General features: G+C 43.1%; 19 protein-coding genes. 12 read left to right on the plus strand and 7 right to left on the minus strand.

Annotated elements, in window-relative coordinates:
- Together R8G66_00005 and R8G66_00010 are read right to left on the minus strand one after the other, a co-directional pair.
- The coding region (locus R8G66_00005) for a hypothetical protein (GenBank protein MDW3190710.1) at window positions 1–533 on the minus strand (533 nt) is incomplete at its 3' end.
- A gap of 179 nt (window positions 534–712) precedes the next feature.
- Window positions 713–3,118, minus strand: coding sequence for an FtsX-like permease family protein (locus tag R8G66_00010; protein ID MDW3190711.1), 2,406 nt, complete (start codon window positions 3,116–3,118; stop codon window positions 713–715).
- Between the two features lie 242 nt (window positions 3,119–3,360).
- On the opposite strand from R8G66_00010, the gene R8G66_00015 reads away from it, so the two are divergent.
- Window positions 3,361–4,209 carry an SUMF1/EgtB/PvdO family nonheme iron enzyme gene (locus tag R8G66_00015; protein ID MDW3190712.1) on the plus strand — a complete coding sequence of 283 codons (849 nt, stop codon included), beginning with the start codon at window positions 3,361–3,363 and terminating at the stop codon, window positions 4,207–4,209.
- A gap of 232 nt (window positions 4,210–4,441) precedes the next feature.
- On the opposite strand, the gene R8G66_00020 is transcribed toward R8G66_00015, so the two are convergent.
- Complete coding sequence (locus R8G66_00020; protein ID MDW3190713.1) at window positions 4,442–4,657, minus strand: hypothetical protein; 216 nt, start codon at window positions 4,655–4,657, stop codon at window positions 4,442–4,444.
- Between the two features lie 119 nt (window positions 4,658–4,776).
- Between R8G66_00020 and R8G66_00025 the strand changes: the two genes are divergently transcribed.
- Together R8G66_00025 and R8G66_00030 are read left to right on the plus strand one after the other, a co-directional pair.
- Window positions 4,777–6,816 carry a tetratricopeptide repeat protein gene (locus R8G66_00025; protein MDW3190714.1) on the plus strand — a complete coding sequence of 680 codons (2,040 nt, stop codon included), beginning with the start codon at window positions 4,777–4,779 and terminating at the stop codon, window positions 6,814–6,816.
- A complete protein-coding gene (locus tag R8G66_00030; GenBank protein ID MDW3190715.1) occupies window positions 6,813–7,463 on the plus strand; it encodes a response regulator transcription factor in 651 nt (216 codons plus the stop codon). Before R8G66_00025 ends, R8G66_00030 begins: the two co-directional genes overlap by 4 nt.
- Before the next feature lie 43 nt (window positions 7,464–7,506).
- On the opposite strand, the gene R8G66_00035 is transcribed toward R8G66_00030, so the two are convergent.
- The gene (locus R8G66_00035; protein ID MDW3190716.1) at window positions 7,507–8,451 is read right to left on the minus strand and encodes a hypothetical protein; all 945 of its coding nucleotides are present in this window, start codon (window positions 8,449–8,451) and stop codon (window positions 7,507–7,509) included.
- Between the two features lie 352 nt (window positions 8,452–8,803).
- On the opposite strand from R8G66_00035, the gene R8G66_00040 reads away from it, so the two are divergent.
- The 7 genes from R8G66_00040 to R8G66_00070 all read left to right on the plus strand — a co-directional run bounded on the left by R8G66_00040 (window position 8,804) and on the right by R8G66_00070 (window position 16,571).
- Entirely contained in the window at window positions 8,804–9,526 is a 723-nt protein-coding gene (locus tag R8G66_00040) for a response regulator transcription factor (GenBank protein ID MDW3190717.1), read from the plus strand.
- A gap of 59 nt (window positions 9,527–9,585) precedes the next feature.
- A complete protein-coding gene (locus R8G66_00045; protein ID MDW3190718.1) occupies window positions 9,586–11,538 on the plus strand; it encodes an ATP-binding protein in 1,953 nt (650 codons plus the stop codon).
- Between the two features lie 123 nt (window positions 11,539–11,661).
- Window positions 11,662–12,726, plus strand: a complete 1,065-nt coding sequence (locus R8G66_00050) for a hypothetical protein (GenBank protein ID MDW3190719.1) — start codon at window positions 11,662–11,664, stop codon at window positions 12,724–12,726.
- 208 nt (window positions 12,727–12,934) lie between these two features.
- Complete coding sequence (locus R8G66_00055; protein ID MDW3190720.1) at window positions 12,935–14,326, plus strand: Na+/H+ antiporter NhaC family protein; 1,392 nt, start codon at window positions 12,935–12,937, stop codon at window positions 14,324–14,326.
- Window positions 14,327–14,370: 44 nt separating this feature from the next.
- Window positions 14,371–14,727, plus strand: a complete 357-nt coding sequence (locus R8G66_00060; GenBank protein ID MDW3190721.1) for a TIGR04076 family protein — start codon at window positions 14,371–14,373, stop codon at window positions 14,725–14,727.
- Between the two features lie 28 nt (window positions 14,728–14,755).
- A complete protein-coding gene (locus R8G66_00065) occupies window positions 14,756–15,358 on the plus strand; it encodes a hypothetical protein (protein ID MDW3190722.1) in 603 nt (200 codons plus the stop codon).
- Window positions 15,359–15,590: 232 nt separating this feature from the next.
- The gene (locus tag R8G66_00070) at window positions 15,591–16,571 is read left to right on the plus strand and encodes a hypothetical protein (protein MDW3190723.1); all 981 of its coding nucleotides are present in this window, start codon (window positions 15,591–15,593) and stop codon (window positions 16,569–16,571) included.
- Window positions 16,572–16,651: 80 nt separating this feature from the next.
- Here R8G66_00070 and R8G66_00075 read toward each other — a convergent pair whose 3' ends face one another.
- Window positions 16,652–17,482, minus strand: coding sequence for a hypothetical protein (locus R8G66_00075; protein MDW3190724.1), 831 nt, complete (start codon window positions 17,480–17,482; stop codon window positions 16,652–16,654).
- 339 nt (window positions 17,483–17,821) lie between these two features.
- Here R8G66_00075 and R8G66_00080 point away from each other — a divergent pair, with 339 nt between their 5' ends.
- Both R8G66_00080 and R8G66_00085 read left to right on the plus strand, forming a co-directional pair.
- Window positions 17,822–18,379: a hypothetical protein gene (locus R8G66_00080; GenBank protein MDW3190725.1), complete on the plus strand. Its 558-nt coding sequence runs from the start codon at window positions 17,822–17,824 to the stop codon at window positions 18,377–18,379.
- A 215-nt stretch (window positions 18,380–18,594) separates the two neighbouring features.
- Window positions 18,595–19,470 carry a glycoside hydrolase family 16 protein gene (locus R8G66_00085; protein ID MDW3190726.1) on the plus strand — a complete coding sequence of 292 codons (876 nt, stop codon included), beginning with the start codon at window positions 18,595–18,597 and terminating at the stop codon, window positions 19,468–19,470.
- A 149-nt stretch (window positions 19,471–19,619) separates the two neighbouring features.
- Here R8G66_00085 and R8G66_00090 read toward each other — a convergent pair whose 3' ends face one another.
- Window positions 19,620–22,706 carry a glycosyl hydrolase gene (locus tag R8G66_00090; GenBank protein MDW3190727.1) on the minus strand — a complete coding sequence of 1,029 codons (3,087 nt, stop codon included), beginning with the start codon at window positions 22,704–22,706 and terminating at the stop codon, window positions 19,620–19,622.
- A gap of 171 nt (window positions 22,707–22,877) precedes the next feature.
- A complete protein-coding gene (locus R8G66_00095) occupies window positions 22,878–26,153 on the minus strand; it encodes a glycosyl hydrolase (GenBank protein MDW3190728.1) in 3,276 nt (1,091 codons plus the stop codon).
- Between the last annotated feature and the right edge of the window lie 18 nt (window positions 26,154–26,171).

The following is a 26,171-nucleotide window of genomic DNA, read 5'->3' on the forward strand; positions in this document are numbered from 1 at the left end:
AGAACGCATGAGTTGTTGTACCATTTTTCGTCCCAGTGATTTTGACTCCAGAGGTCACCATTGATGATGGAAGTAGAGGCGATGAGTTCCTTCGACCCGTAAGTCCACCAAAAAGCTACTTCCTGACCAAATTCGTATCCTATAAGGTGGAATTTTTGTTTGGCACGACCGTGCGAAGTTCTGACATGTTTGAGCAGGTCATTGAAGGCATGATGGATCGGATGCGTGCCCCAGCCGTCTTTCCCAATTGGGATCTTCGGAACAATGACAATTGACCGGTCCAGATCAATGTCTGATAGCAGATTCATGGTTTTGTCCCAGGCCCGATGACTTTCATGTGTCTCACATAGCAGAGCAATGATCTCGTACTTTTTTGAACGGTCATAGCCTTCAGGTAATAGGAGGCTGTATTCAAAGCGAATGCCATTAAAGGCTTTGAATTGATGCGTATTTTTTGGCTTGATAATGTTATTCGCCTGTGGTGAGCTGATCGTCCAGAAGAACAGGGTATAAAATGTAATGATCCTTTTCATAAGTTTTTGAATTTCATTCAAAAGTGAAGGACCTACTCCGATTCTTAAAAGACAAAGTGATCAACCGTTGAAAAGGGGATGAATGAACTTGTTACCTTTCGACAAGCTCAGGGTGACAAGTTCCAAATTTGAACCCTAAGGCACTCGCCCGTCCTGCCACGAGGCAGGAAGGGCGAAATCTACTCGTACCTCAACACTTCCGAAGGATTGGTGTTGGCCGTTTTCCAGGTTTGGCTACCTACTACCAGGGCTCCGAGTAAGACAATTACTCCTACACCAAACAGAATGACTCCCACGCTTAAGTTCACACTGTAAGCAATGGCATCTAACCACAAGGAATTAACCAGGTAAGTGAGTGGCAGACTGACGATAATGGCGATTACCAACAACATCAGGAATTTCTTGGAAAGTACGTATACTAATTGACCGCTCGTCGATCCAAGCACTTTTCGGATAGAAACTTCTTTCATACGCACTTGCATTGCATAGACAACCATACCCATTAATCCCAGGGCCGCAATGATCAGCGCCAATAGAGAAATAAACGTTACAATCTTAGAAAGGTCACCAAAGATCAACTCTGCGAAAAAGGCAATTTCCTCATTCATGATCTTGTAATCGAACTGAAGGTCAGGATTCACCGTAGCCCAGGCGGCTTCAATATCATGAAGCGCTGCCGAGAAATTGGTCGCATTTACTTTCACCTGTAGAATGTTCAAACGTTCCGGATCATGAAATAACATCAAAGGTTTTATGGCAGAAAACATGGTTTCATGATGATAATCTGCAACAACCCCTACGATGGTATTGTAGGTTGAATCTCCTCTTAACAATCGTTGGCCGATGGCATCCCTGGGGAAATCAAATTGCAAGGCTTTTGCGGCGGATTCGTTAAGAATTACCTGATTATCTTCCTGACCTTTGATAAGTCCAGTTCCTGCCAGCAGGTCAAGCCCCATATTGTTGACGTAAGCATGGTCAACGGACATTTGATTGAATGTGTATTCCTCTTCGTTGTACATAACATCCGAGGTAGAACTGGTTCCGGAGGCAGGCACAAAATCTGCTTGAGAACTGCTGATGAGATTTGGATATTTGATCAGTTCATTTTGAAGCAATTGCGGATCCGCGCCATTCATTCTGACCACTACAATGTTTTCGGCATCAAATCCATAATCCGTTTTGATCATGAAGTTCATTTGATTGTAGACCAGCTTCACGGTAATGATCAAAAACAAAGACAAGCCAAATTGCGAGACAATCAGGAAATTGCGCATGCCCATTTTTGAAAAGACTTTAACTCCTGCAAGGCTTTTGAGTGCTTCCATCGCTCTAACCGAAGAATGAAAGATGGAAGGGACAATACCTGCAGCCAGCCCCACAAAAACTGAGAAGCCCAAACAGATGGTGTAAACAGACACGGACTCACTCAGGTTCCAGTCCAATAACTGACTGAAATTGAGCCCCAAAAAGATGGGTTTGATGAAAGTAAGTACACCAAGAGAAAAGATAAAAGCGAAAACCGAAATCAAGACGGATTCTGCCAGGAACTGTGTAATGATCTGTGCCCGAGACGCCCCAAACACCTTTCGAACACCTACTTCCCTTGCCCGGTTTAGCGATCGTGCCAGGGATAGATTGGTGTAGTTGAAACAAGCCGATAGAATAATGACCAGAGCCATACCGGCGAGGAAGTAAACAAATAACATTGGAATACCAGGGCCTATCGCGTTTCCGACCATGGGACCTGGATTGATGTCAGTGATCTTCTGAAGATAGAAGGATGGAACATCATTTTCTTGTTCCGCATATTGTTTGACACTTACGTCTGATAAATAGGTTTCTACGGCTGCTTTATCCGTTCCTGGAGCGAGTTGTACATAATTCCATGAATTCCATCGGTTAGACCAGTTGTCTTTCAAGTCTTCTTTCAATTCTTGTTTGACAAGCGCTTCATAACTTGCCATGGAAGCCAAAGCATCAAACTTGATGTGCGTTTTTCCATCAATGGGTTTCATCACGCCAGTGACCTGATAAGTCCCCAATTCTCCGACAGTGATCATTTCACCAACTATCTCGATTTTGCCGAATAGTTTAAGTGCCGTGTCATGAGTGAGGATTACCTGATAAGGTTCGTTAAGGGCAGTATTGGCATTTCCTTCTGAGAGTTCATACTGGAATACTTTCAGTACCTGAGGGTCCGCAAAGAAGCCTGCCACCGGGATATTGACATCTTGCATGATGTTGATCCAGTTATTTCCGAATCCTCGAACAAATCGCGCATATTCCAATACCTGACTGTGTTCTGCTTTCATTTTTGGTCCGAGTGGGACAGGAGTGGTGGCCATTCCTTTTAGAATGGGCTCATCGAATCGCTCAATGTTCACCTGATAGAGGCTATCGTGATTGGTGTTGAAGCGGTCATAACTGAACTGATCCGCCAGCAGCATGATGATGACCATGCAGACTGATAAGCTAAAGGATAGTCCGAAGACGTTGATCGCAGAAAATAGCTTTTGCTTGAAAATGGCCCGGAGGCCGGTTTTTAAGTAATTGAAGAACATGTTGTTGACCTTTTTTGTCACATGAGAGCCACATTCCAGTGAAAAGGTTGCTGTTAAATGAAAATTATTTCCTGAAGGGGCATCGATCTACATGTTCATACTAATTCACATCAGCACAGCGTTACTGCCTGTGAAGCATGTAGTTGTGCTTAACCCAGATTTGTCATTAGAGTTTTAGTAATGAGAATAGAAAGGCTAATGATAATTCTGGGTTCAATGTCATCAACAGGAATAGTATGAAGTATTTGTTTTTATGTCTTTGTATGTCGGCAAACCTTGCCCATGAAATCAATGATCCGCTCGTGAAAGCTTATGAGCGCTTCGCCAAAAAAATGTCTGGTTACGAGTATGTCGCTAACGATGGTGACCCGGGTGCGTCGTTCTTGATGTCGACCAGCGAGATTACCAATTTCGATTATCTGGAGTTTTTGTATCAAACCAAACAACAAAAAGGGTTGGAGGCTTACCACCAGATGTTGCCAGATACTAGCCTATGGAGAGAGGTGCCTCCTTTTGGTGAGACACTTGAGGTCACTTATCATAATCATCCGGCTTACCATAAATACCCGGTGGTGAACATTACACATGACCAGGCGAAAGAGTATTGTGCATGGCTACAGGATGTATTGAGTCAAAACGAATTAGTGAATGGCTATCAGGTTCAGGTGAAGTTGCCTTCGGTCGAAGAATGGACTTATGCAGCCACTGGAGGAGGAGATGATGACAATAAATTGCCCTGGTCTGGCCTGGAACTTGAACATGAAGGTCAAACAAGGGCCTTTTACAATAAGATCAGCCAGTTTGATATACTACGAGATGAGGAGGATAGTATAAAGATCTATGATAGTTCCTATTACTACCCATACCCGCAGCGTTATGGCATTTTTATGGGAGATGTGCATCAATTGGAAACTGGTTTCTGGGACTTGGCTCATATGGCAGGCAATGCCGCGGAGTTCATAGAAGAGAAAGGAGTGACCAAAGGTGGTAGTTGGCGTGATCCGGCTTATTATCTGATGAATAGGGTATTACAGACTTACGAAGGTTCAGGTGCTTCCATTTCAAATGGATTTCGTGTGCTGGTAAAATTGATTCCTGAGGAGGTGAACTGAGTAAGATATTCGGTTGAGGGGACACAACCGATGGTGAAATAGCATTCACTCTATTTTTTGAGATTACGGCACATCAATTTTATCGTTAATGATAATAAATAATAGGTGCTGTGATGGCCGCAATGACGGATATTCATTTTGGCTCCGTTCGTGTCTTCACGAACGGAAATAGGTAAATGCATATGGAATAAATCGGTTGTGGGGACACAACCGATGGCGATAAGATATTACATTAATCTTCTCCGTCGTACAATTCCTTGATCTTGTCACGGTCTTCTTCCGGGATGGAAGTATCACCCATGAGTTGCCAGGCCCGCTGACGTGAATTGATGTTGTATTTTTCGATTACACTGTTCTCCTTTTCACGCTTGCGAATTCGTCTCCCAACAATTAACAAAGTGATTTGAAGGACCAGGGCACCACCGACAATTACAAAAATTAAAGTCATATCGTACCAATTATACGGCTTCTTCTGTAATTAAGATGAAAAACAGTTCGGAACTTGACGAATGGGATGAGAGAAGTATAAAATTTAATTGAATAGATTTACTGAACTAGCCGCCGACCATGATCACCAGAATTGCCGCAATATTCTTGTTTCTACTGAGCTGTAGTTCGTCATTTGCGCAGATTGATAGTTTGCTTGTGCTTATTGAACAAGAACAAGAAGATTCCTCTAAATTCATGCTGAAATACCAGTTGGGGAAAGAATATTACTTCAGTAACAAATACCAGCAAGCAAATCAGGTTTTTGAAGAAGTATTGGCCTATTTCTCATCTGTTTCGGACTCAAGTAGCATGGTGTCAAATCACATCTGGATCTCTATTTGTTCAGAATATGTTGGAAATTTTGAAAAGGCCATTTCACATGGAGATATCGCTTATCGATTAGCAAGACAACTTGGCGATGTAGAAAGTGCTGCTATGGCCTTGAATAATTTGGGCATCACCTATAAGCAACTTGGAAGAAATGCTGAGGCATTAGCGATTTATGAAATCGGACTAGGTTATTCTAAAGAAATTTCCGACACAGATTACGAAGCGGCTTTCCTTGAAAACATGGGGATTGTTTATTCTAATTTGGGACATTTTGTTGAAGCGTTAAAATCAAATTTAGCCGCCTTAAAGATTTATGAATCACAGGGGGATGAACAATCGGTGGCAGAATTGCAGTTAAATATTGGTCTGCTCTACAAAAGGAATAAAGAGTATCAGAAAGCAGTAGATCATTACAAAAAAGCCATAGACATTGAGATAAAAACCAAAGACTCGCTTGGATTACAAATCGCTTATGTCAACTCAGGAAATGCCTACCTTGAATGGGGCAAGCTTGAAGAAGCTAAGAAGTGTTTATTGAAAGGCAAAGCTATTTCGGAAGGGGTGGAGGTACGATGTACCCGGCTCGTAGGTATCTATCTAGGCAATTTATACCTACAATTATCTCAACTTGATTCAGCGGAATATTATCTCGAAAAAGACATGAAAACGCTGGAAACGTGTGATTTTACTCGCCTGAATTCTATGGCCTCTTTTCTCATGGGTAAGCTTCGCTTTCAACAGGGATATTTCTATGAATCCGTCAATTTTTATAAACAGTCGTTGAAGGAATCTAAATTGACTGATTATTTATCCGTCCAGAAGGATGCGGCATTGGCATTGTATGAATATTATAAGAAGATGGGAGATTCACAAAAAGCCCTGCAATACCATGAAACATATCTAACTGCCCATGATTCTCTTTTTAATCAGGAAAATACTCGTCAGTTAACCTGGTTAGAAGCAAATGCGCAGATGGAGAGGGTTTCAGATAGCTTGAAATATATCAATGAACAAGAAACGCGTTTTTTCAATTTGGAACTGAAGCAACAAAAGAGCAGAACGAACATGATATTGATTTTAGCAGGAGTAGTGTTTGTGAGTTTGTTGCTGTTCTATCTTTATTTGCGTAATCGTCAGCAACTTCTTTATCAGGTAGAGATAAGTAAAGAAAGACAGAAAGGTTTCAAAGCTGTAATTACCGCAGAGGAAGCAGAACGAAGCCGAATCGCGAAGGACTTACACGATGGGGTTGTTCAGCATTTGGCAGCGATTAAACTTGTTTTGGCACAGGCGCTCCCAAAACTTAATGAAGAAACAGAAACCATTCTTAAAGCCCAAAGGTTAGCTGAGCAAGCTGCGGATGATACCCGCACAATATCGCATCAAATGATGCCCAAAGCTTTAATGGAGGCAGGGATTGTCCCTGCAATGAAGGATGTCATCAATAATCAATTGACCTTAAATCAGATTACGGTAGAATTTCAGCATTTTGGCCTTAAAGAGCGGTATCCTCAACAGGTTGAAGTCACTATCTATCGCATTTTTCAAGAGTTGTCCAACAACATCGTAAAACATGCGCAGGCAAAACATGTAGATGTGCAATTGATGGAACATGGGGGTAAACTCATTTTCATTGTTGAAGACGATGGAATAGGAATAGGCGACAGTAAAGGTTCTGGAATAGGTCTCAATAACATTTCCAGTAGAATACTGACTGTTGATGGTAAGGTTGATTTCAGCTCTGGCGAAAGCTCCGGAACGGTGGTAACGATGGTAATACCTCTATGAATAAGCTAAAAATCATTGTTGCCGACGATCACCATTTGGTTCGTTCTGGTATTGTAAAAATATTGGAAGAAGAAACTTCGATTGAAGTGATCTCTGAAGTGAATAATGGAAAAGAAGCTATCGATAAGTGCAAAATACTTAAACCAGATATTCTATTGTTGGATCTTGATATGCCCATTATGAATGGACTAGAAGCCGTACCATTGTTGAAAGAGAGCGTGCCAAATCTCAAAATTGGTATCCTAACCATGCATAAAGAGAAATTTCTAGTTGAAAAACTCATGAAAATGGGCGTTGACGGATATTTGTATAAAAGCAGTGACCCTCAAGATCTGATTTACGGCGTTCAAAAGATTGCAGCGGGCAAACGTTATTATGATTCAGAAGTCACCGAGAACATTGTTTTAGAAAGTACTTTTAGTGAACCTAACAAAGAAAGCGCGTTGTTGCTGGCTTTATTAAGTGATCGTGAAAAAGAAATATTGAGGATGATCGCAGAAGGACATAGCAGTGCGGAAATAGGGGAGAAGCTTTTCATTTCTGCCCGTACGGCAGAAACTCATCGATCGAATATTATCAAAAAAATTCAGGTTAAAAATGTAGCCGGACTGATTCGGTTTGCCATTAAGTCCGGCTTGGTTAGTTAGCGTTAGCATTCAGGTTTGAGTAAACTAAACGGACTATTAAGGATTAGCCTTCAACATATGTATGAAGTCTTTCAGCAGCAAAATCTACTACTTTATTAATAATCGAATAAAAGTTAGGGTCAAATCCATTGATAACCTTTCTTGTTTTCGACTTCCCTTTTTTAGTATGGTAGGTTTCCTCACCTAGCACATGAATGCCTTCATAAAGTGGTTTTTTGGCATAGGGATCAGTTCTTAGCCTTGAAACAATGGCTTCATGGTATTTTCCGTACGGGATACGTTTTTCTGTTCTTGCTGGATTCTTGTAAAGCAGATCTGCTTTAATAAGCCAAAACGAATCTCGAAAGGAGTCCATTTCTATGGTCACTATCAAGACGGCATCAAGATTCAAGGATTCGAAAAATGCATCACGCTCTTTGATGGCCTTCGGCATGGCCCCGAAATATGGCAATGTCATATTTCTGTACCCCTGAGCAGGACCAGAATTCCCCGCACCTGTCAGGCCGTCGAATGCCTTGACGGCCTTCAGTTCTTTCAATTGGTAACTATCATAGATGCTGGATTTTTCTTCTGTGTCCAGATAATCATCTATTTCCAACAAGTTCATACCTCTTGATGTAAAAGATGCCTTAATCCCATCTATCGTTTTAGAGTACAGATGGTTAGCATACAGACTAAGTGCCTCAGAAGTACGTTTGGTTCTTGAAGTTGTCGTTACAGAAGAAGAGACATGAGTTACAGTTTTGGCCTTGTCATTAACAACAAAAGTCAATAAACCTACACGCTGTGGAAGTTTGTAATCTTCTTCTTTGGCCCATCCTTTTTTGATTTGAATTTTACGCAATTCTCCTAACTGAACCAGAACTGATTTACGTAACTTATCTGGGTTGTCCATTAATTTGGCCAACTCCTTGGATTGACTAGAACAAAAATGGTTAAGTCCAAATACAAATATTGCAGACCATAACAGAGTTACAAATTTTTTCATTTCGCTTTAGGATTTAAATGGAGCAGGTATTCTCTTCAAGTCGACCTAAAGCATTGAGACGTTGGAAGAGAAACCTGCAAAATTCTTTCAATGCTTATTGATGATCAACAAGGCAAACTTCCTAAGTCATTCGAGTGATTGTAATCCGTGAATCTCCGTATTATCCTACGTAGTTTTTCGTAATTGAAGAAAGACGTCATATTGTATACATGACTAACCTTAGCATTGGAGCTAGTTTTTTGGTAATGCTTGAGAATAATGTCTCGTGAGTCATTACAACGGTTTATCATGTTTGCTTTGATATTATGGAGAATTTTAAGACGAATATTCAAGTGTTATGTTACTTTCGAGTATGGCCCAAATTCGTGTACTCGCGATAGAAGATGAACTGCTTCACACAGAACAGCTCCGACTATTATTGGAACAAAATGGTTTCATAGTCATTGATGTGGTTGATACAATCAGTGAGTTCAAACGGATGATTCTCGCCACACAACCGGATATTCTTTTGGTAGACATAGATCTTGGTGAAGCCATCAATGGTATCGAATTGATGCAGGGAGTATCGACTACTTATGATGTGCCATTTATCTTTTTGACTGCTCATGAGGATCAGCAAACAGTGAAAACGGCGATGGCAACAATGCCTTCTGCATATCTGACCAAACCATATACCGGGGCTTCATTGAGGGCCGCCATTGAATTGGCAAATGAGCGGCATATGAAGCAGCCCAATTCTCATTCAGACAGTGTGAAGAAAATGATCTTCGTACGTTCTGAAGATCGACTTATTCGGATCGCTCCAGACGAGCTTTGGATGGTGGAAGCTCAAAACAAACAGTGCTCCATAACATTGGGTAACGAACAGTTTGTTGTGACAGCAAAGTTGACGGAGTTGGCCAATCAACTGTCCCCAGATCAGTTCATGCAAATTCATCGGTCATATATAGTGAACCTGGATCAGATAGGAGAGATCGATGCACAATACCGCCACCTAACGATCGGAGATCAAGAAATACCCATCGGACGTAGTTATAAAAGTGCCCTCATGGAGAAGCTTTTGAAGCTTGGTTAGTTTATAGAATATTAATATCTGGATTGATTGAATTCGGTTCCATCAATTATCTTGGCAACATGGCGAATTGTCTTTTCCGGTTGCATCTGATAAGTGCATTTATCTTTTCATATTCATTGAATGCGCAGGAATCAGACACGGTGCTTCTACGACTTTTTGTGGAGGATACTGTCGATCGATATGAACACGCCCGATCATTTTTTGATAACAATGAACTTACTGCGAAAGAAATTATCGTGATTGCGAAATCGCATATCGAAGCACTTGATGATCGATATGAATTTCTCTTTTTTGCTGATGAGTATTTTTATGTTCGGGATCCGAAGATCAGCCTCAAAGTGCTAAGAGAAGCCACAGCAATTGCACAGGAGTTGCAAGATTCTGAAAGGGAAGTTTTTGCAAAGGTGAATGTAGCAGGAGCATTACAATACATCGGAGACTATGATTCTGCGCTCAACACCTATTTAAAGGTACTGGATGAAGTTCCGGAGGGTACAGAGATATATTATGATATTCTGGAGGGTATTGCCCTCACCTATCAAGGATTAGATGATTTGATCTTAGCTAAGTCTTATTTTCAAAAGGTCTTAAAGTATTTTAGAAATAATAAGAATAGTCACAATTACTACAATACCATATACAATTATGGCGACTTACTTATCGATATAGGCATTTATGATTCATCCATCATCATTTTTGAAGAAGTACTCGATAATTTCAACGTTCATGAACGATTGGACTTGAATTCTTCTTCCAAGGGGCAGATCGCCAGGGCTCACGAACTTCAGGGTAACTATAGGGAAGCGATCACATGGCAAAGGCTTGGCCTTTATGAGGAAAAAGCAACTAAATCTTACTCGGAAATGATTGATTCACACGGTACCCTGGCGGCGGCTTTTACAGGGCTCGGTCAGATCGATAGTGCTAATTATCATTTTTCAATGGCATTAAGGTATGCCGAAGAACTGAAGGTCTATGAAAAAATGCTTTCGACTTATCAGTTGCAAGCTAGGGTGTATGCTAAAGCAGAATATTTTGAAAAAGCATATAAGGCCGAAAAACGCTCTTCTATGTTGGCAGACAGTTTGAAGGGAATACAAATTCAGGAAGTACAACTTGAATTAAGAGAAAAGTATGAAACGGAAAAGAAAGAGGCTGAAAACGAGCTATTGATAAAACAAAACAATGAACAACGCTTTTTTTTGGTCATCGTGGCTTGTCTGTTCCTGATTGCCGTGGGGACCTTAATTTTCATTTACAGGTTACAGAAGAAGACGCAACGACTCAATGAAAAGATTTCCAGTCAATCGGTACAGTTGAATCAATTGAACCAAACAAAAGACCGCCTTTTTTCGATCATTAGCCATGACTTGAGAGGGCCCATCTCAGCATTTGAATCGGTGGCTTCATTGGTGCAAAATTTCCTTAATAAGGGAGATACGCAGAAGGTAAAAGAGATTGTGGTGAAGGTCGAGAAGTCCAGCAAAAACTTGCGAATGCTACTCGACAATTTATTGAATTGGTCCCTAAGTCAACAAGGAGGAATCACTTTGAAGGTAAAGTCATTGGACCTGCCATCATTGATCAATGAAGTTGTCGATACATTGACTGTTTCAGCAGAGGCGAAGGAGATAAAGCTCAACCAGGAGATCGAAAATATTACAGCTGAAGCAGATTATGACACCCTGACAACTGCGCTTCGAAATTTGATATCCAATGCCATTAAATTTAGCCCGATTGGTTCTTCGATCACCATTGGTGCACAATATGAGGAAGAAGAAATCCTTATCCAGGTCAGTGATCAGGGAATGGGGATTCCGCCGACTCAACTGAACAAGATGTTCAAAGTAGATAAAAGTAAGGTAAGGAAAGGTACGGCAAGGGAAGAGGGAACAGGACTGGGATTGGTATTGGTTAAGGAATTTGTGGAGATGAACCATGGTAAAGTTTCTGTGGCTTCCACGGAAGGTGAGGGAAGCACCTTCACCATTCATTTACCAGTTGTTAATTGAGTGAATGATAGTGACGTGACATTGACACTATTTCAAATGCGATTGACGATGGTTTGAAGCTGTTCACACTTGGCTAACTGATTGTGATTAGGAGTCAATTTTCTTCGTGACAAACTATTGGTGATGAAAAAGATATTTCTTGGTGTTCTTCTGATTTTTTTGGCCTTCCAAATGGCCTGTCTCAACGATGATGGGGCTGATGTGGGTGAGATTGTATTTGTCGTTGACAATCGTCAAGGACCACTATCGGACGCACTAGTGACCATATATGGCTCAGAGAATGATGCCCTGAATCGCCAAAATGTGATTAAGTCAGGTCGAACGGATGATACCGGTGAAGTGGTTTTTGAATTTGAAGCAGGGGAATATCACTATGTCGTGGAGTTAACAGGGAGTAACCTGAATAGTCAGATAGGCTCATTTACGGTGATCGCTGATCAGGAAGGTTTTGTAGATGTCTTATTGCGCGAAAATACGAATGTGTCCACCACTGCGTCTTCCACGAATGGCAAGATCACGATTGTGTGGGAGTTTCTGGGTGAAATTGTATTTCTTGATGGTACCACAGAACCCTGGTCAGAAACGAGTCAGGCGCCGTATCTGGAATATGCAAACAAGTGGTTGGATGTCCTTACGGCCATTGAAGGAACGGAATCGCATACCATTACCATTGAATTGACGGTCAATCGATTTGATGATGGCAACGGAGCAGCTGGACCATTAGAACAGACAGAGATCGATGGGTTTTCTTTTCCAGTTCGAGGGGACATGATCATCAGCAACCATACGTATGAACAAGGCTTTGATCCGGTAGAGTTTGAGGCCAATATCTTGCACGAAATGGGTCATATATTTGGCTTTGGTTATTCTAATCTTTCCCGAACTACCTCTCAGGAATCAACCGGTGGTATGGCTTATCAGGAAACCAATAGTCAGGCTGTAGTAATGTACAATGAGATTTACGGAGTGAATTTCAGTTTCATTCCATTCAGTGATGATCAATCACATTTGTTTGATCCGGTGCTCGGGGATGACCAACCCAGAAATTTACCTGATGGCACCATGATTCCTCCATTAACGAAAGAGTTGATGGCCAATGGAAATGCACTTGGGAAAGTCACTGCAGGTCTTCTCGATGTCCTGGGATATGAAGTAGATTACAGCAAAACGGATGAGTATACGCCTTAAACGCATTGCAAATGCAGTGGCATCAAACAAGGGTGTCAACTTTGACAAGCTCAGTTGACAAGGACTCTGTATTGCCTTCGTTCGTGTTTTCACGAATTAAGTCTGGATTGACTCAATTGATCCCTATAAGGAATCAGACTTAGGCAAGATAAACTCGAACACTTAATCATTCTTCCACTACATTTATGCGTCTTACCAATCAGACCTAATGAACCTGGAAGAAAATCAACAGACGACCCGATTAGATTTCTATGGCGGATTGCCGGGTTGCTTATTACCCTTTGTGGTTTTTCTCTCGGGAGTTATCATTCTGGCATTATCCGGGGCTCCCGATGAACGTGGGTTCTGGCCAATTTTAATTTTTGCTTTAGGCTTAGGTCTGTTGCTCGCCAAAGATCGAAAATCCTTTTCCGAGGTAGTGATCACGGGGATGTCTCAGCGCATCATCATGATCATGATCACTGCCTGGATGTTGGCCAGTACGATTGGTATCCTGATGACCAGGACAGGATTCGTGGAAGCATTGATTTGGATATCTGTTCAAATGCACCTTGGACCTGTAGGTTTTCTATTGGCCACCTTGCTGATCTGTTGTATCGTTTCACTGTCTACCGGTTCTAGTTTCGCTACCATCCTGATCTGCAGCCCATTGTTGTATCCTGCGGGAGGTATAGTAGGCGTGCATTTGCCTTTATTAGCGGGCGCCATACTTGCCGGAGCAACATTTGGAGACTTTACAGCACCCATCTCTGATACTACGATTGCAAGTGCACTTAGTCAGGATGCGGAGATTGGCCCCACGGTCAAAAGCCGGTTGAAGTATTCCATGCCTATAATAGTGCTTTCGGCAATTGTTTATATGTTATTGCAGTGGACCATGGGAGTGGAGAAAGTGATGGACCATTCGGTAACCGGTGACCCTGGAGGACTACCCATGCTATTGGTTCCTGTACTGATCACTTTTCTCTTTTTAAGAGGCAAACATTTGCTATATGGCTTAATGGCCGGATTAGGATTTGGTCTGGTGCTCGGCCTTGTGTTAGGTCTATTGCCTTTTTCTGAGTTAGTAGCTTTGGATCTGGACAATTTCCGTGCGACCAGTTTGATCATCGATGGGATTAATCGTTCGGTAGGTATCAGTTTCTTCACGATTCTGCTCATGGGTTTGGTAGAGACCATTAAGGCGAGTGGTGTTCTCGACAAACTACTTGAATTCGCTGCGAACAGGGTCCGCTCTCAAAAAAGTGCGCAAAGATGGATATCGGCGATTGCTTCTTTGGCGGTACTATTCACTACACACAGCATTGTAGCCATTTTGATGGTCAAGGAATTTGTCCAGGAGACTGGTAAGCAAGCGGGAATTTCTGGCATTCATCGGGCCAACCTCATGAGTATGGCAGCTTGTGTCTTCCCGTTCTTATTGCCCTATTTTATTCCTGTCATTCTCATGGCTAACATGACCCAGACCGGCAATGAATTCGACCTTCCTTCACTTGGTCCGTTGGAGGTTGGCTTTTACAACTTTGTTTCCTGGGGACTATTTGTTGTTTTGTTATTAATCATAGTATTTGGGACTCTGAAAAGGCCCAATGCAGCATGATGTATCCGTTTTGATGCGATTAGAATCTTTGTATTTTTAAGGAAATGAGTGACCAGAATAATTTAAGGCCAGATCAGTTCGAACTCTATGATCTAACCGTGGAAGTGGAGTCTATCGGAGGGAATTGCACTTGTAACATGACTGTGGGAGATCAGTTTTTCATGAATGGTGGTAAAATCTCCCTGCCAGAAGGAAAGGATTTCTGCTTATACGCGCTACAATCTACGATACCCTTACTGCCAACTAAGCAACGGAAGAACCATCCCGCTGATTGGATGGAAACCGATGCCCGAGTGGTTTGTCCCGATCCCGCCTGTCAGTTGGTGATGCGCATCGATCGGACGAACAGTCGAGTGCTCAATCACGATGATGTGAGTCCTATCGAGTGGTTGCCGGAGTAATCTGGTTACTGGAGTAACCAGAAAACTTATGGCTGAAAAGTACTACAAAACCGAAGACATACCGCTGGAACCAAAGGAGCTCCGAAAACTCAAACAAGGGTTTTTCGTGATCCCGATTTTCCTTTTGATATTCGTAGGCTTCTTTGTTTTTCTTTTCAACATGCTTAATCCCAAAGACGGATTTTTCTTCTGGATGCCGGTTGGATTTGCGGTCTTTTTTGCTGGATTGATGGGATATATCATTTGGGGTTTTGTCATGGATCTCCGAACTCATTCTAAGCAGGTGTTTCAGGGACTGATCACGAAAAAAGAATTGAAACGACATTCAGGAAAATCCAGTAGCCGATCTTATTATCTCCTTTTCGGAGAAAAACGAATGCGTGTTGAGCTTCATATCTTCAATAAATTTGAAGAAGGTGATCTGATTGAGATTCACCGATCTAAGCGGCTTTATAATATGATCTACCAAACTAAATTGCTCAAAAGAGATGCGGCAATGCAGGCAGTCGCTGAGGTCAAACATCAACAGTTGAACAAGCAGCAAATGACCGGATTTATATTGATCTTCCTTTTCGTTGCCATCGTCGCCACGTTCGTAGCATCTGTATTTTTTGGTTGGATTGATTGGTAACTATACCAATAATTGATAGCAGGAAATTTCCAATAATATTTCATACACGTCCACTGAATACATTCGATGCAACTACGGGTTTCACGGTATACGATTATGCCCTGTTGTCAGGAGAATAACACAGTCATTAATACTTGACTTTTGCGATAGCTGATTCACGGAAAATTCTGATTCATCGACGTGATGATGATGTGGACAGATCACCGTTCAAATGACATTTTAATTAACACGTATGAGCATCAAAAGAGTATTAGTAGCATGGGCATTGATTATCGCTTCAACCATTTGTTTTTCCCAGAAAGTAGGAAAGATAGATTGGAAGGCTGATGGCTTTACCCAAAAGAAATTCAATCAGGTAGAAAAGAAGATCTTTTTGCAGCACTTTACTGTAAACTACCAGACAGTAATGGTTGCCTATGCCAAAGCCAGAGGGGGTAGTGCACAAGGTGGAGCAGTAGCCGGACTTGCTCTGGGATTGGATGGAGTTTCTATTGATCAATTGCAGCGTATGACTGATCAGTATTATTCCGACTTTATTGGTAAGCTGGAGGCAGCTGGGTTTAAGATAATGACTGCAGATGAAGTTCAGGAAACTGACCATTTTTCGAGCTGGGGTAGGATAGAAGGCGGCACTCCAATGCAGGACACTCATGCGACCGGTTATCTGACTACTTTGCCCACTGGTTTCACTCAATTGGACGGAGGAGCAGGAGTTTTTAATTTGGCCGGACAACCGGAATCTAATAAACTGGGCGGTGTAATTGTAGCACGAGTAAACATTACAGTACCATTTGCTGAATCTCAAAGTATAGAAGGTGGACCTGTAGGTGGTGTTGCAAAAATTACCGCAAGGGCTGACCTAAGGGTTTCTCCCAGTGAGTCAATCCCACGAAAAGGAGATTTTAAGAAACCCATCAACCTCGTTTCCAATGTGTCTTTCGCTTATAAAAAGAGTTTGAAGTGGCAAGCCCTTTTCAACGCTAAAATGAAAAGCGCGATAGAAATTGAAGAAGTACTCGATGAAAGCAAGAAATACAAGGCCACTAGTGTAGCCAATTCTGGTTCAGGATTCACTGCGAAATACAATACAGCCTATTCTGAGAATGCTGAACTGATCGAATGCGATGCTGCTGTCTATGAAACTGGAGTAAATGAGGCAGTTTCAAGTTATTTAAATGGTAGTGTCGAAACCTTTATTGGTTACTACAAATAAGGCTTTAAGTCTGATCTATTAGAGGTTAGGATATTATATCCTGACCTCTTTACTTTTTTCAGCTCCATTAAATTCCAACGTTACAACTGCAAATGAATATGGTCATCGTGCCTTACCGCCTGGCAGCCGTGGAACCTGATCTTTGTGAACCATTGTAAATTCAGCCGTTCCTTCAAGTGCGGTTCGATAAAAATCTTGCCCGTCGCAGTATTTAGTGCTAGGTTCTGTAACAGCTTGCGATTGGCTTGATAATCAAATTGATACTCGGGATATCGGTCATAGGTTAGAGCAAGGGGTAAGGAATACTGCCAATACCCTAGTGCCTCACACTGTGATGGCTGATCTGTTTCTCCGGCCTTAGGAGGCGTTGTGATCCCATAACCAGATAAAGACCTGACTGTATTGAGTAGTTTCCCCTCAGCGTTTTTGTAGGCGAAAGCAAGATCAATTTTCTCACCGTCATCATGACTTAGGTGTCCGGTCATTGGGAATCCATCGATCCAGGGGAAATTCGCATCTAAATAGACAATGGATTGTTCTGAAGGCAGACTTTGAGCGGTTTCTAATAGTAACTTTTTAAGTTGAGGTTTGACATAGTGTCTATTGGCCAGCCAGATGAAGGCATTAGCGGGTTTGAGTTTAGATTCATGATAAATGGGCATCGGTACCCTGTTGAAATACTTGGCTACCAGGGGTGTAATTGTCAGGTTGAAAAGCGCATATAATACGAAGAAAGACCCCAATTGCTTCAATTTGCCTAAGATGCCAGACCAATCACTTTGATTCCTCTTTTTAATGAGCAGATACAGTAAGTAAACCAGCCCACCTGTTTGAGTAAAGGCCGTTAGGATCAGGAATAGGAGCGCATGTTTGAGTACAGAGAGGAACAAGTATCTGGTTTTAGAAGTCAAACGTAGGAAATGTTTTAAAAGTATGGTGTGATTCGATTAACGAATCTGAGCTTTTTCTTCGTTGCTAAACAATCTCATCGGAAAAGACGCTGAAATTTATCAGTTCCAAATTACGCATACAATGAACTTCGTTCCTGGACGTTATCTAATAAATCATTTAAGATTTCTGTCATGGATATTGGACGGCTTCGGCTGTCCTTTATTTTTTAGTACCCGACTAAATGTCGGGGCTTGGCATTTTTTAATTCGTTGTTGTTACTTGAAAATTTAGCACCTTCAGATGTTCCTCGAAATGAAAAGAAAGACCATATCTTTAGATAAGTTTTTTAATGATCAACCATGTCTTTCTTTCAGAAACTATACAACGTCGTACTTTCCCTGGACCAGCTTGGCAATACCTTGGCGGGAGGAGACCCAGACAATACAATCTCATCCAGGTTAGGACATCTGAATCATTATAGAGAAGATGGACCAGGTTTAAAACGAAGGCCTGATGTAAACGGGTATTGGCGGCTCTTGGAAATGATTGTGGATACCACATTTGAACCCATTGATGGAAAAGGGCACTGTGTGGAAGCATTTTACAGTGACGCGGGCGAGAGGTTCGAAGGAAAAACAGGAGGTTGGGCGCTGGTAATGGTGAGTATATTGGTCATTTTGACATGTATTCCTCTATTGATCATCTTCAGGTTGGCTCGATTACTGGGTGTTACACAAGGAGATCCGGACAAGAAACGACCCCAAAAGATCCTGAACAGACTGGGACTTATCGAGCAGCGCCTACAAGCACTGGTGCATGAACTTCAGGACAATGAATTGGATCCGCAACAAGGTACCATAGAACAATTGGATCAAATAGTGGTCAAAGTAGGCGAGGTTAAAAAGGAATTAAAATAACTGATACACTTAATGTAACTAATTAATTTGGTAGCAGTATTTCTTTTGAATTCCTCTTTACAGAAAAGAAGAATTGGGTTTTTAGTCAGGGCAGCTTAGGCTGCCCATTTTTATTATGCACGGGTTGCAGTTGCAAACAGGGAGGATGATTGTGTAGAAGGGGCAATGAAACGAACATTCTTTCATTACATTTGTTATCTGACTAAAGAAAAACCATGCAGCGAATCTTATTGTCTTTCTCCGTTTTGTGTTTAGTACTGTTTATCAATTGCGGTGATGGTGGCCCTGAGGCACCTGCAGGACCTGATATTAATCAGGAACCCATCGAGGAACCTTCTTACGAATTGGTTTGGAGCGATGAGTTTGATGGTGAAAATGGTGCGTTAAATACCGAGAACTGGTTTCATCAAACGTTGTTGCCAGACGGTAATAGCTGGTTCAATGGGGAAGTTCAGCATTATACAGATCGACTGGACAATTCCTATGTAGAAGACGGTTTCCTGCACATTGTTGCGAAAAAGGAGGAATTTATTGATCAGGGGGTACAAAGAAACTTCACCTCAGCACGATTGAATTCTAAATTTGCCTTTACCTACGGATACGTCGAAGTAAGAGCGAAATTACCAGAAGGTAACGGTACCTGGCCTGCGATCTGGACCTTAGGTCGGAACATCACAGAAAATGGTGGTTACTGGGCAGATGATTTTGGGACGACCGGATGGCCAGCTTGTGGTGAGATTGACATCATGGAGCACTGGGGGTTTGATCAAAACCGCATTCAGGCTGCGTTACACACACCTTCGAGTTTTGGTGATACCCAGAATAAAGGGTCAATCGTTGGTGACGATGTGAGTAACACTTTTCACACGTACGCCATGGAGTGGGATTTTGATCAGATCAAGTTTTTATACGACAGCACACAGTATTATACCTATTTTCCATCGTTCAGAAACCCCGATACCTGGCCTTACACCGCACAACAATACTTGTTGTTGAATATCGCTATGGGCGGGATTGGTGGTGAGATTGATACGGATTTCACAGAAAGTGAAATGGTCATTGATTATGTAAGAGTTTACCAGAAGAATTAATTAGGGATTCTTTCAGTTTTCAGGAAGCTTTTGGAATGGTATGACTAGCCTGAGGCTCTTGATTCGTACAGTCCGTTAACATGTTCTAAGTTTGTCCAGTAAGCCTGAAGCGTTTGATGTAATCCGAAATAGTCTGAGGCACTCGAAGACTACTCAATCACCTCTTTTCCAGCTTGTTGTAACTGATCATTCAGTGATTTTAGATGAGTATTGATCACCTCATTATAGGTTTTAAGATGTCCATCTAATTCCTTTGAAAGCTCTTCAAACACCTGATAAGCAGCATCTGTAGGTTTAGCTTGCCCATTCTCGATACTTCTGCGTAATGAGGCTAATCGATTATTCAGCTTGATTGGGAAATTAAGTGGGTCCTGTGGGCTTTGATTCTGTACCTGATACAATGCCACCTCGATATCCGTCAATCGAGCATGTACTTCCTTTGCCTTGTCATTCATTGCTCCTTGTTCCTTCAGGTATGGCTGTAAGCCTTCGCGAATTTGTCTGATTCGGATCACTGTTTCATTTGCCTCAGAGGTGCGATTTCGAATCTTAATGGCCAGATCAAACTGTTCTTGCAGGTCAGCCGCTGATACGCTTTCCAGGTTAGGGTTCATGATAATGCCGATAGGTTGGGTTTGCGATTGATCGTTTACGGTTATACGTACTTGATAATCTCCGATAGGAGCCATAGGGCCACGTTGCGGTCTTGCACTCCAGATGATCATGCCGTCAAACGAAGTAGCGCCTGGATATCGCAAATCCCAGGTAAAAGTGTTCAAACCTTTGGCTGTAGTGGGTGTGCTACTGCCACCACGCATCCACCAGGGCAGATTCGGGTCAGGTTTGTACGTCGTTTCAGTTCCGGTGAAGGTGTTGATCACATTTCCCTGAGCATCGAGCACTTCCATGGTTACCGAATCAGCTTCTTCAGGCAAATAGTACTGAATCATTGCATCATATACGCCACGAATCGCATCAGCAGGTTCAAATAACGTAACCGCTCTGGTATTGAGCGAGGTTGCATTACGGAAAGGTCGAATATCGTCCATAATCCAGAACCCTCGACCATGAGAACCTAAGACCACATCGTCATTGCGCAAGACCAGGTCGCGGATAGGTGTATCTGGCAAATTGAGCTGTAATGATTGCCACATAGCTCCATCATTGAAAGAGATGTAAACTCCATGCTCAGTAGCCAGGTAAAGAAGTCCAGGCTGTTGCAGGTCTTCTCTGATCGCACGTGCAAAGTGACCATACTCGATGCCTGTGATGATTTTGGTCCAGGTTTTGCCGTAATCTGTGGTTTTGAAAACATACGGTTGCCGGTCATCCATCTGGTACCGATTGGCCGCAAGATAGAGGGTGCCAGGATTGTATCGACTTTCTTCGATGATACTGATCCGGGAGAACTTTGGTAAGTCTTTTGGAGTGATGTCTATCCATTTTTTACCGCCATTTCGAGTAATATGCATTTTACCATCATCCGATCCTGCCCATATAGTATTTACATCGTGGTTGGATGGAGCTAATGCGAATACTGTTGCATAGATCTCCGGACCGTTCATGTCTTTTGTAATGATCCCGCCGGTTGGTCCCAGCGTTTCAGGGTCGGCATAGGTGAGGTCCGGGCTGATCTTTTCCCAGGACTGACCGTCATTGGTAGTCTTCCATACGTGTTGTGAGCACGTATACATGATACCTGGGTCGATGGGGGAGAACATAATTGGAAAGGTCCATTGCCATCTTTCGGGTAGCGCACTGGAAGGTTCTCCGGAAAAGAAACGAGGATAAACCTGAATATCTCTTATCTGCCCGGTATTACGATTGTAACGGGTCAGTAAGGCACCCTGACTACCAGCATAAAAGACATCCGGGTCAGTTGGACTCTGTGTGATCCAACCACTTTCTCCACCGCCTACGGCGTAGTACCAACCCTTTCCATGACCCCTGGCTTGTCGATGCCCCCAGCCATCACTGGGCATGGCCATTGTACTATTATCTTGCTGAGCACCAGCGACGTGATAGGGCACATCGCTTGTCGTCATGACGTGATAAAACTGTGTAGTAGTAAAATCTAACTCTGTCCAGGTTTGGCCTCCATTAATGGAAACAGTGCCACCACCATCATTCGCATTGATCATACGATTAGGATCATTTGGATCGATCCATAAATCATGGTTGTCACCATGAGGTGGACGAATTTGAACATCGAATGTCTTGCCACCATCAGTGGATTTCCAAAACCGAACGTTCAGACAATAAACGGTTTCTTTGTCTTGGGGATCAGCATAGATGCGGGAATAGTAAAAAGCCCTTTGACGGAGTTTACGTTCATCGTTGATGCGCTCCCAGGTCCAGCCACCATCATCCGAGCGAAAAACACCACCTTCATTGGCCTCAACAATGGCCCAAACACGATTCGGGTCCACAGGTGAAACGGTCACACCGATCTTACCGATTGGACCTGCAGGCATGCCTGGGTTTTGTGTCAAGTCGATCCAGGTGTCTCCGCCATCCAGTGATTTCCAAAGTTTACAATCAGGGCCACCACCCCACATTTTATAGGCTTTACGATAGACTTGCCAGGTCGATGCATACAATACATCCGGATTGGTTCTATCGATGATTAGATCGGCAGCACCAGCTTTATCACTGACATACAATACTTTTTTCCAGGTATTACCACCATCTGTGGAACGGAATACACCTCTTTCTTCATTGTCTCCATAAGGGTGACCCAGAGCTGCTACATAGACCACATCGGGATTAGTAGGGTGGACGCGAATCCTTGAAATTGCCTGAGTTTCTTTCAACCCCAGGTGTCGCCAGGTTTTGCCTCCATCCATGGTTTTGTAAACGCCATCTCCCTGGGTGATACTTCCTCTTAATTGTGTTTCACCACCACCGATGTAGACAATGTCAGGATTGGTTTCTGCCACTGCAACAGCTCCAATACTGGAACTGGTGATTTGGCCATCGGTCACAGGTTTCCAGTTGGTACCGCCATCGGTCGTTTTCCAGAGTCCACCTCCGGTTGCACCGAAATAATATTCATTGGGGCGGCCTGGGCTTCCGGAAGCGCCTAAGGATCTTCCACCACGGAGCGGACCGATATTTCTCCATTCATAATTGGCGTAAAAGGAAGGATCTACCGGAAGCTTGGTTTGTGGAGTTTGAGCTGGAAGGAGCAATGTGCTCAGGAACAGAACTCCGAGGAATACAAATGACTTTTTCATGGTTGGCAGGAAAGAGTGGTTAATTTGAGGGAAGGTAGCTAATTGGAGGAAGAAAATCCAATTGAAGCGACAAGGACAAAAGCCTAAAAAGAGATACCGGTATTCTCTAGCCTTGTTTGAATTTAAGGCTAAAAGAAACCGGTATGACGTTTAATTTATGAATTTAAAAGATCACTCTTCAATGCGATATGGCGTATACGGTGCGCCTGCCGCTTCTAGCTTATCTTGGAGATCTTTGAATGGTCCGCTGATCAACGCATCCAGTTTGGCTTTGATCGGGTTGAACTCTTCCGAAGCAATTTCAAATACCCTTTTATGTGTCCCCGTTGGAGTAGAAGTAGTATTGAACTGTTCATAGTTCAGTAGTCCAATTCTGGAAGCTACGGTTGGGATCTGATCAATGTCCAGAGTTCCTGCTGTACGGTCTCCATTCAATTCTGTTTGCAAATCACTTAGAGACGTTTTCAAAGATACATATGCAGTGAACATTGCTTCCTGATCCGCTTCGGTTAGCAGGATGGCCTTTTCGATGTGTCGCATCTGATTGCTCATCTCGGACATACGTCGCTGGACAGACGAAACCTGACGCTGCAATTCATTCACAGCACGCTGAAAGGCAAGTTTCTCGTCGCGATTTTGTGCCCCTAATACGCTGTTATTGAGGGCTTTGATTGTAAAGCTAACGGGCTCACCAACAGTCGTGAAGGCACCCTTTTCATACATGGAAAGTGTAACCGTATACTGTCCGGGAGCGACTAAATTTCCCTCGGGTTTACCGGCAAATGGATTGTAAAAAGAAGGGCCACGCAAACTGATCGGACTATCATGTCCGAATCGCATGTCCCAACGAATTCTGTTCAATCCTTTAGATGGTTTTCGTGTGATCTTACGAACAATGTTGCCAGAGGCATCCGTTACTGTGAACAGCAGGTGTGGGGCTTCTTCAGAACGTTCTGCTTTCAGGTCATCATAGGTAGGGTAGGCATTGTCCTTACCATCTTTCTTGTTCTTAGATTCCGCTTTTTGCCGTTCATCTTTGGCGGTCTTCGGCGCATCCTTCAAATAGTAAGTGAACATTGCTACAGCTGGTAAGTTTTCCCCTCGATAGTAGCTGTCACCCTGAAATCCTTGCCCTGGAAGTCCCAAAGGCATTTTAGGAAGATAAAGCAGAGGGTCACGAACGGACGCCAGGAATCCATCACTGTCTAGTTTCGAACCAATACCTCTCAAAGCGCTGTAATCATCCAGCACGTAGAACCCTCTTCCGAATGTTCCAAGTACCAGGTCATTTTCTCTGGGTTGTAAAGCAATGTCTCGGACAGCAATGGTGGGTAAGCCAGCTTTTAACTGCTTCCATTCGGAACCACCTGTAGGAGAGAAGAAAGCACCAAATTCTGTCCCTACGAAAAGCAGGTTGGGATCGACATGGTCTTCCGCAATGGTGTAGCTTGAACCACGCTCAGGCAAGTTGTTGGTAATGGAAGTCCACGTGTTTCCAAGATCAGTTGACTTGAATACATAAGGTTTGAAATCACCGTATTTGTGATGGTTAAACAAGACATAGATTACATTTTCATCATGCTGAGAAGCCAATACCGCGTTCACGTAGCTTCTGGATGGTGCGCCAGGAATGCTCGATACGGTTTTCCAATTGTCACCACTGTCTGTGGTGACCTGTACGAGTCCATCGTCTGTTCCGACTACCAGTAAGTTTTCATTGATCGGAGATTCGTGGAATGCCACAATGGTGCCGTAAGGAGAGGTGCTCCCATTTTTAGCGACTGCATCGATGCCCCATACCCGGTCCATTACTTTCAGTTCATTTCTGTTGATCTGTTGGGTCAGGTCATCGCTCAATACATCCCAATTATTGCCACGGTCATTGCTTCGGAATACTTTATTGGCCGAGAAATAGATGCGTGCGGGATTGTGCGCACTGATGTGCAATGGTGCATCCCAATTCCAACGATAAGATTTTTCTCCTTTTCTGGCCTGAGGTTTGATCCCAACTTCTTCACCGCTTTGTCTGTCGTAACGTACCAAAAATCCATATTGTGATTGTGCATAGACAATGTCCGGATTGGTTGGGTCAACCTGTGATTCAAAGCCGTCACCACCATGGGTCATGTACCAGTCGCTGTTGGGGATGCCATTTCCGGAAATAGTTCGAGATGGTCCCCCCATGCTGAAGTTATCCTGGGTACCCCCATATATGTTGTAGAATGGTTCCGCATTATCGAGCGCAACTTTGTAGAACTGCGTGATTGGCAAATTGTGTTTGTAATGCCATGTTTTAGCGGCATCAAAACTTTCGTAAATACCCCCATCACATCCGACCAGGAAATGATTTGTATCATCCGGATCGATCCACATGCAGTGATTGTCGACGTGCTTGGAGTCTTCACCGAGAACTTTGAAAGTTTTACCACCATCTCTGGACACTTGCAGCCAGGTATTCATAGAATAGATGGTATTTACATCCTTGGGATCAGCAACAATTTCCTGATAGTAATTACCACTGCTGGAATAACCACCTTGTTTTTGCCAGCTGGCACCACGATTGGTGGATCGATAAAATCCACCTTTGCCCTGAGCTGCTTCTACAATGGCGTAAATCACTTCAGGGTTAGCAGGAGAGATGGCTAATCCAATTCTTCCTAAGTCTACACCAGGAAGGCCTTTATTGATCTTTTTCCAGGTCTTGCCTTTGTCCGAGCTCTTGTAGATAGCTGAGCCAGGTCCGCCGCCAATGTATGTAAAGACATGTCTTCTGCGCTGTAAGGTTGTAGCGTACAGGGTGTTAGGGTCCTCTGGGTGAACAATTACCTCATTGACTCCCGTGTGATCATCGACAGTAAGCGTCGCTTCCCAGGTCTGCCCTCCATCTTCGGAGAGATATAGCCCGCGATCACCTCCTTTGCTCCAAAGAGGACCAATGGCAGCTACATAGATGCGATTAGAGTTTTCAGGGTCAACCACGATAGAACCAATGTGCTCAGAGTTCTTCAGGCCCATGTGGGTCCAGGAGGCGCCACCATCTTCGGATTTGTAGATACCATCTCCATAACCAACACTTCGCTGGTTGTTGTTTTCGCCTGTTCCTACCCAAATGACATTAGGGTTGTTAGGGTCCATGGTAACTACACCAATAGAGTAGCTGCCTTGACTATCGAAAAGCGGCTTGTAGGTAGTTCCGCCATTGATGGTCTTCCATACGCCACCGGCAGAGGTGGCCACGTAATATTCTTTTGGTTGATTTGGATTCACCGCAAAGTCTGAGATACGACCAGAAGTAATGGCCGGACCAACGTTTCGGAATTTTAAGCCAGAAAGACTGGCAGATTCCAGGGGTGATTTTTCCTTCTCGGTGGTTGTGTTTTTCTTCTTACGTTGCCCCATCACGGCGATAGAACAGATCATAAGCAAAAGCAGGGTGATACGTCGCATATATATTGATTCGATTAG

The organism is Cytophagales bacterium (assembly GCA_033344775.1).
GTDB lineage: Bacteria > Bacteroidota > Bacteroidia > Cytophagales > Cyclobacteriaceae > JAWPMT01.

Excerpts from the sequence above, each read along its gene's own strand:
- R8G66_00015 (MDW3190712.1), top strand. The coding sequence starts at position 3,361 with ATGTCGGCAAACCTTGCCCATGAAATCAATGATCCGCTCGTGAAAGCT.
- R8G66_00020 (MDW3190713.1), bottom strand. The coding sequence starts at position 4,657 with ATGACTTTAATTTTTGTAATTGTCGGTGGTGCCCTGGTCCTTCAAATC.
- R8G66_00025 (MDW3190714.1), top strand. The coding sequence starts at position 4,777 with ATGATCACCAGAATTGCCGCAATATTCTTGTTTCTACTGAGCTGTAGT.
- R8G66_00030 (MDW3190715.1), top strand. The coding sequence starts at position 6,813 with ATGAATAAGCTAAAAATCATTGTTGCCGACGATCACCATTTGGTTCGT.
- R8G66_00035 (MDW3190716.1), bottom strand. The coding sequence starts at position 8,451 with ATGAAAAAATTTGTAACTCTGTTATGGTCTGCAATATTTGTATTTGGA.
- R8G66_00040 (MDW3190717.1), top strand. The coding sequence starts at position 8,804 with ATGGCCCAAATTCGTGTACTCGCGATAGAAGATGAACTGCTTCACACA.
- R8G66_00045 (MDW3190718.1), top strand. The coding sequence starts at position 9,586 with ATGGCGAATTGTCTTTTCCGGTTGCATCTGATAAGTGCATTTATCTTT.
- R8G66_00050 (MDW3190719.1), top strand. The coding sequence starts at position 11,662 with ATGAAAAAGATATTTCTTGGTGTTCTTCTGATTTTTTTGGCCTTCCAA.
- R8G66_00055 (MDW3190720.1), top strand. The coding sequence starts at position 12,935 with ATGAACCTGGAAGAAAATCAACAGACGACCCGATTAGATTTCTATGGC.
- R8G66_00060 (MDW3190721.1), top strand. The coding sequence starts at position 14,371 with ATGAGTGACCAGAATAATTTAAGGCCAGATCAGTTCGAACTCTATGAT.
- R8G66_00065 (MDW3190722.1), top strand. The coding sequence starts at position 14,756 with ATGGCTGAAAAGTACTACAAAACCGAAGACATACCGCTGGAACCAAAG.
- R8G66_00070 (MDW3190723.1), top strand. The coding sequence starts at position 15,591 with ATGAGCATCAAAAGAGTATTAGTAGCATGGGCATTGATTATCGCTTCA.
- R8G66_00080 (MDW3190725.1), top strand. The coding sequence starts at position 17,822 with ATGTCTTTCTTTCAGAAACTATACAACGTCGTACTTTCCCTGGACCAG.
- R8G66_00085 (MDW3190726.1), top strand. The coding sequence starts at position 18,595 with ATGCAGCGAATCTTATTGTCTTTCTCCGTTTTGTGTTTAGTACTGTTT.
- R8G66_00090 (MDW3190727.1), bottom strand. The coding sequence starts at position 22,706 with ATGAAAAAGTCATTTGTATTCCTCGGAGTTCTGTTCCTGAGCACATTG.
- R8G66_00095 (MDW3190728.1), bottom strand. The coding sequence starts at position 26,153 with ATGCGACGTATCACCCTGCTTTTGCTTATGATCTGTTCTATCGCCGTG.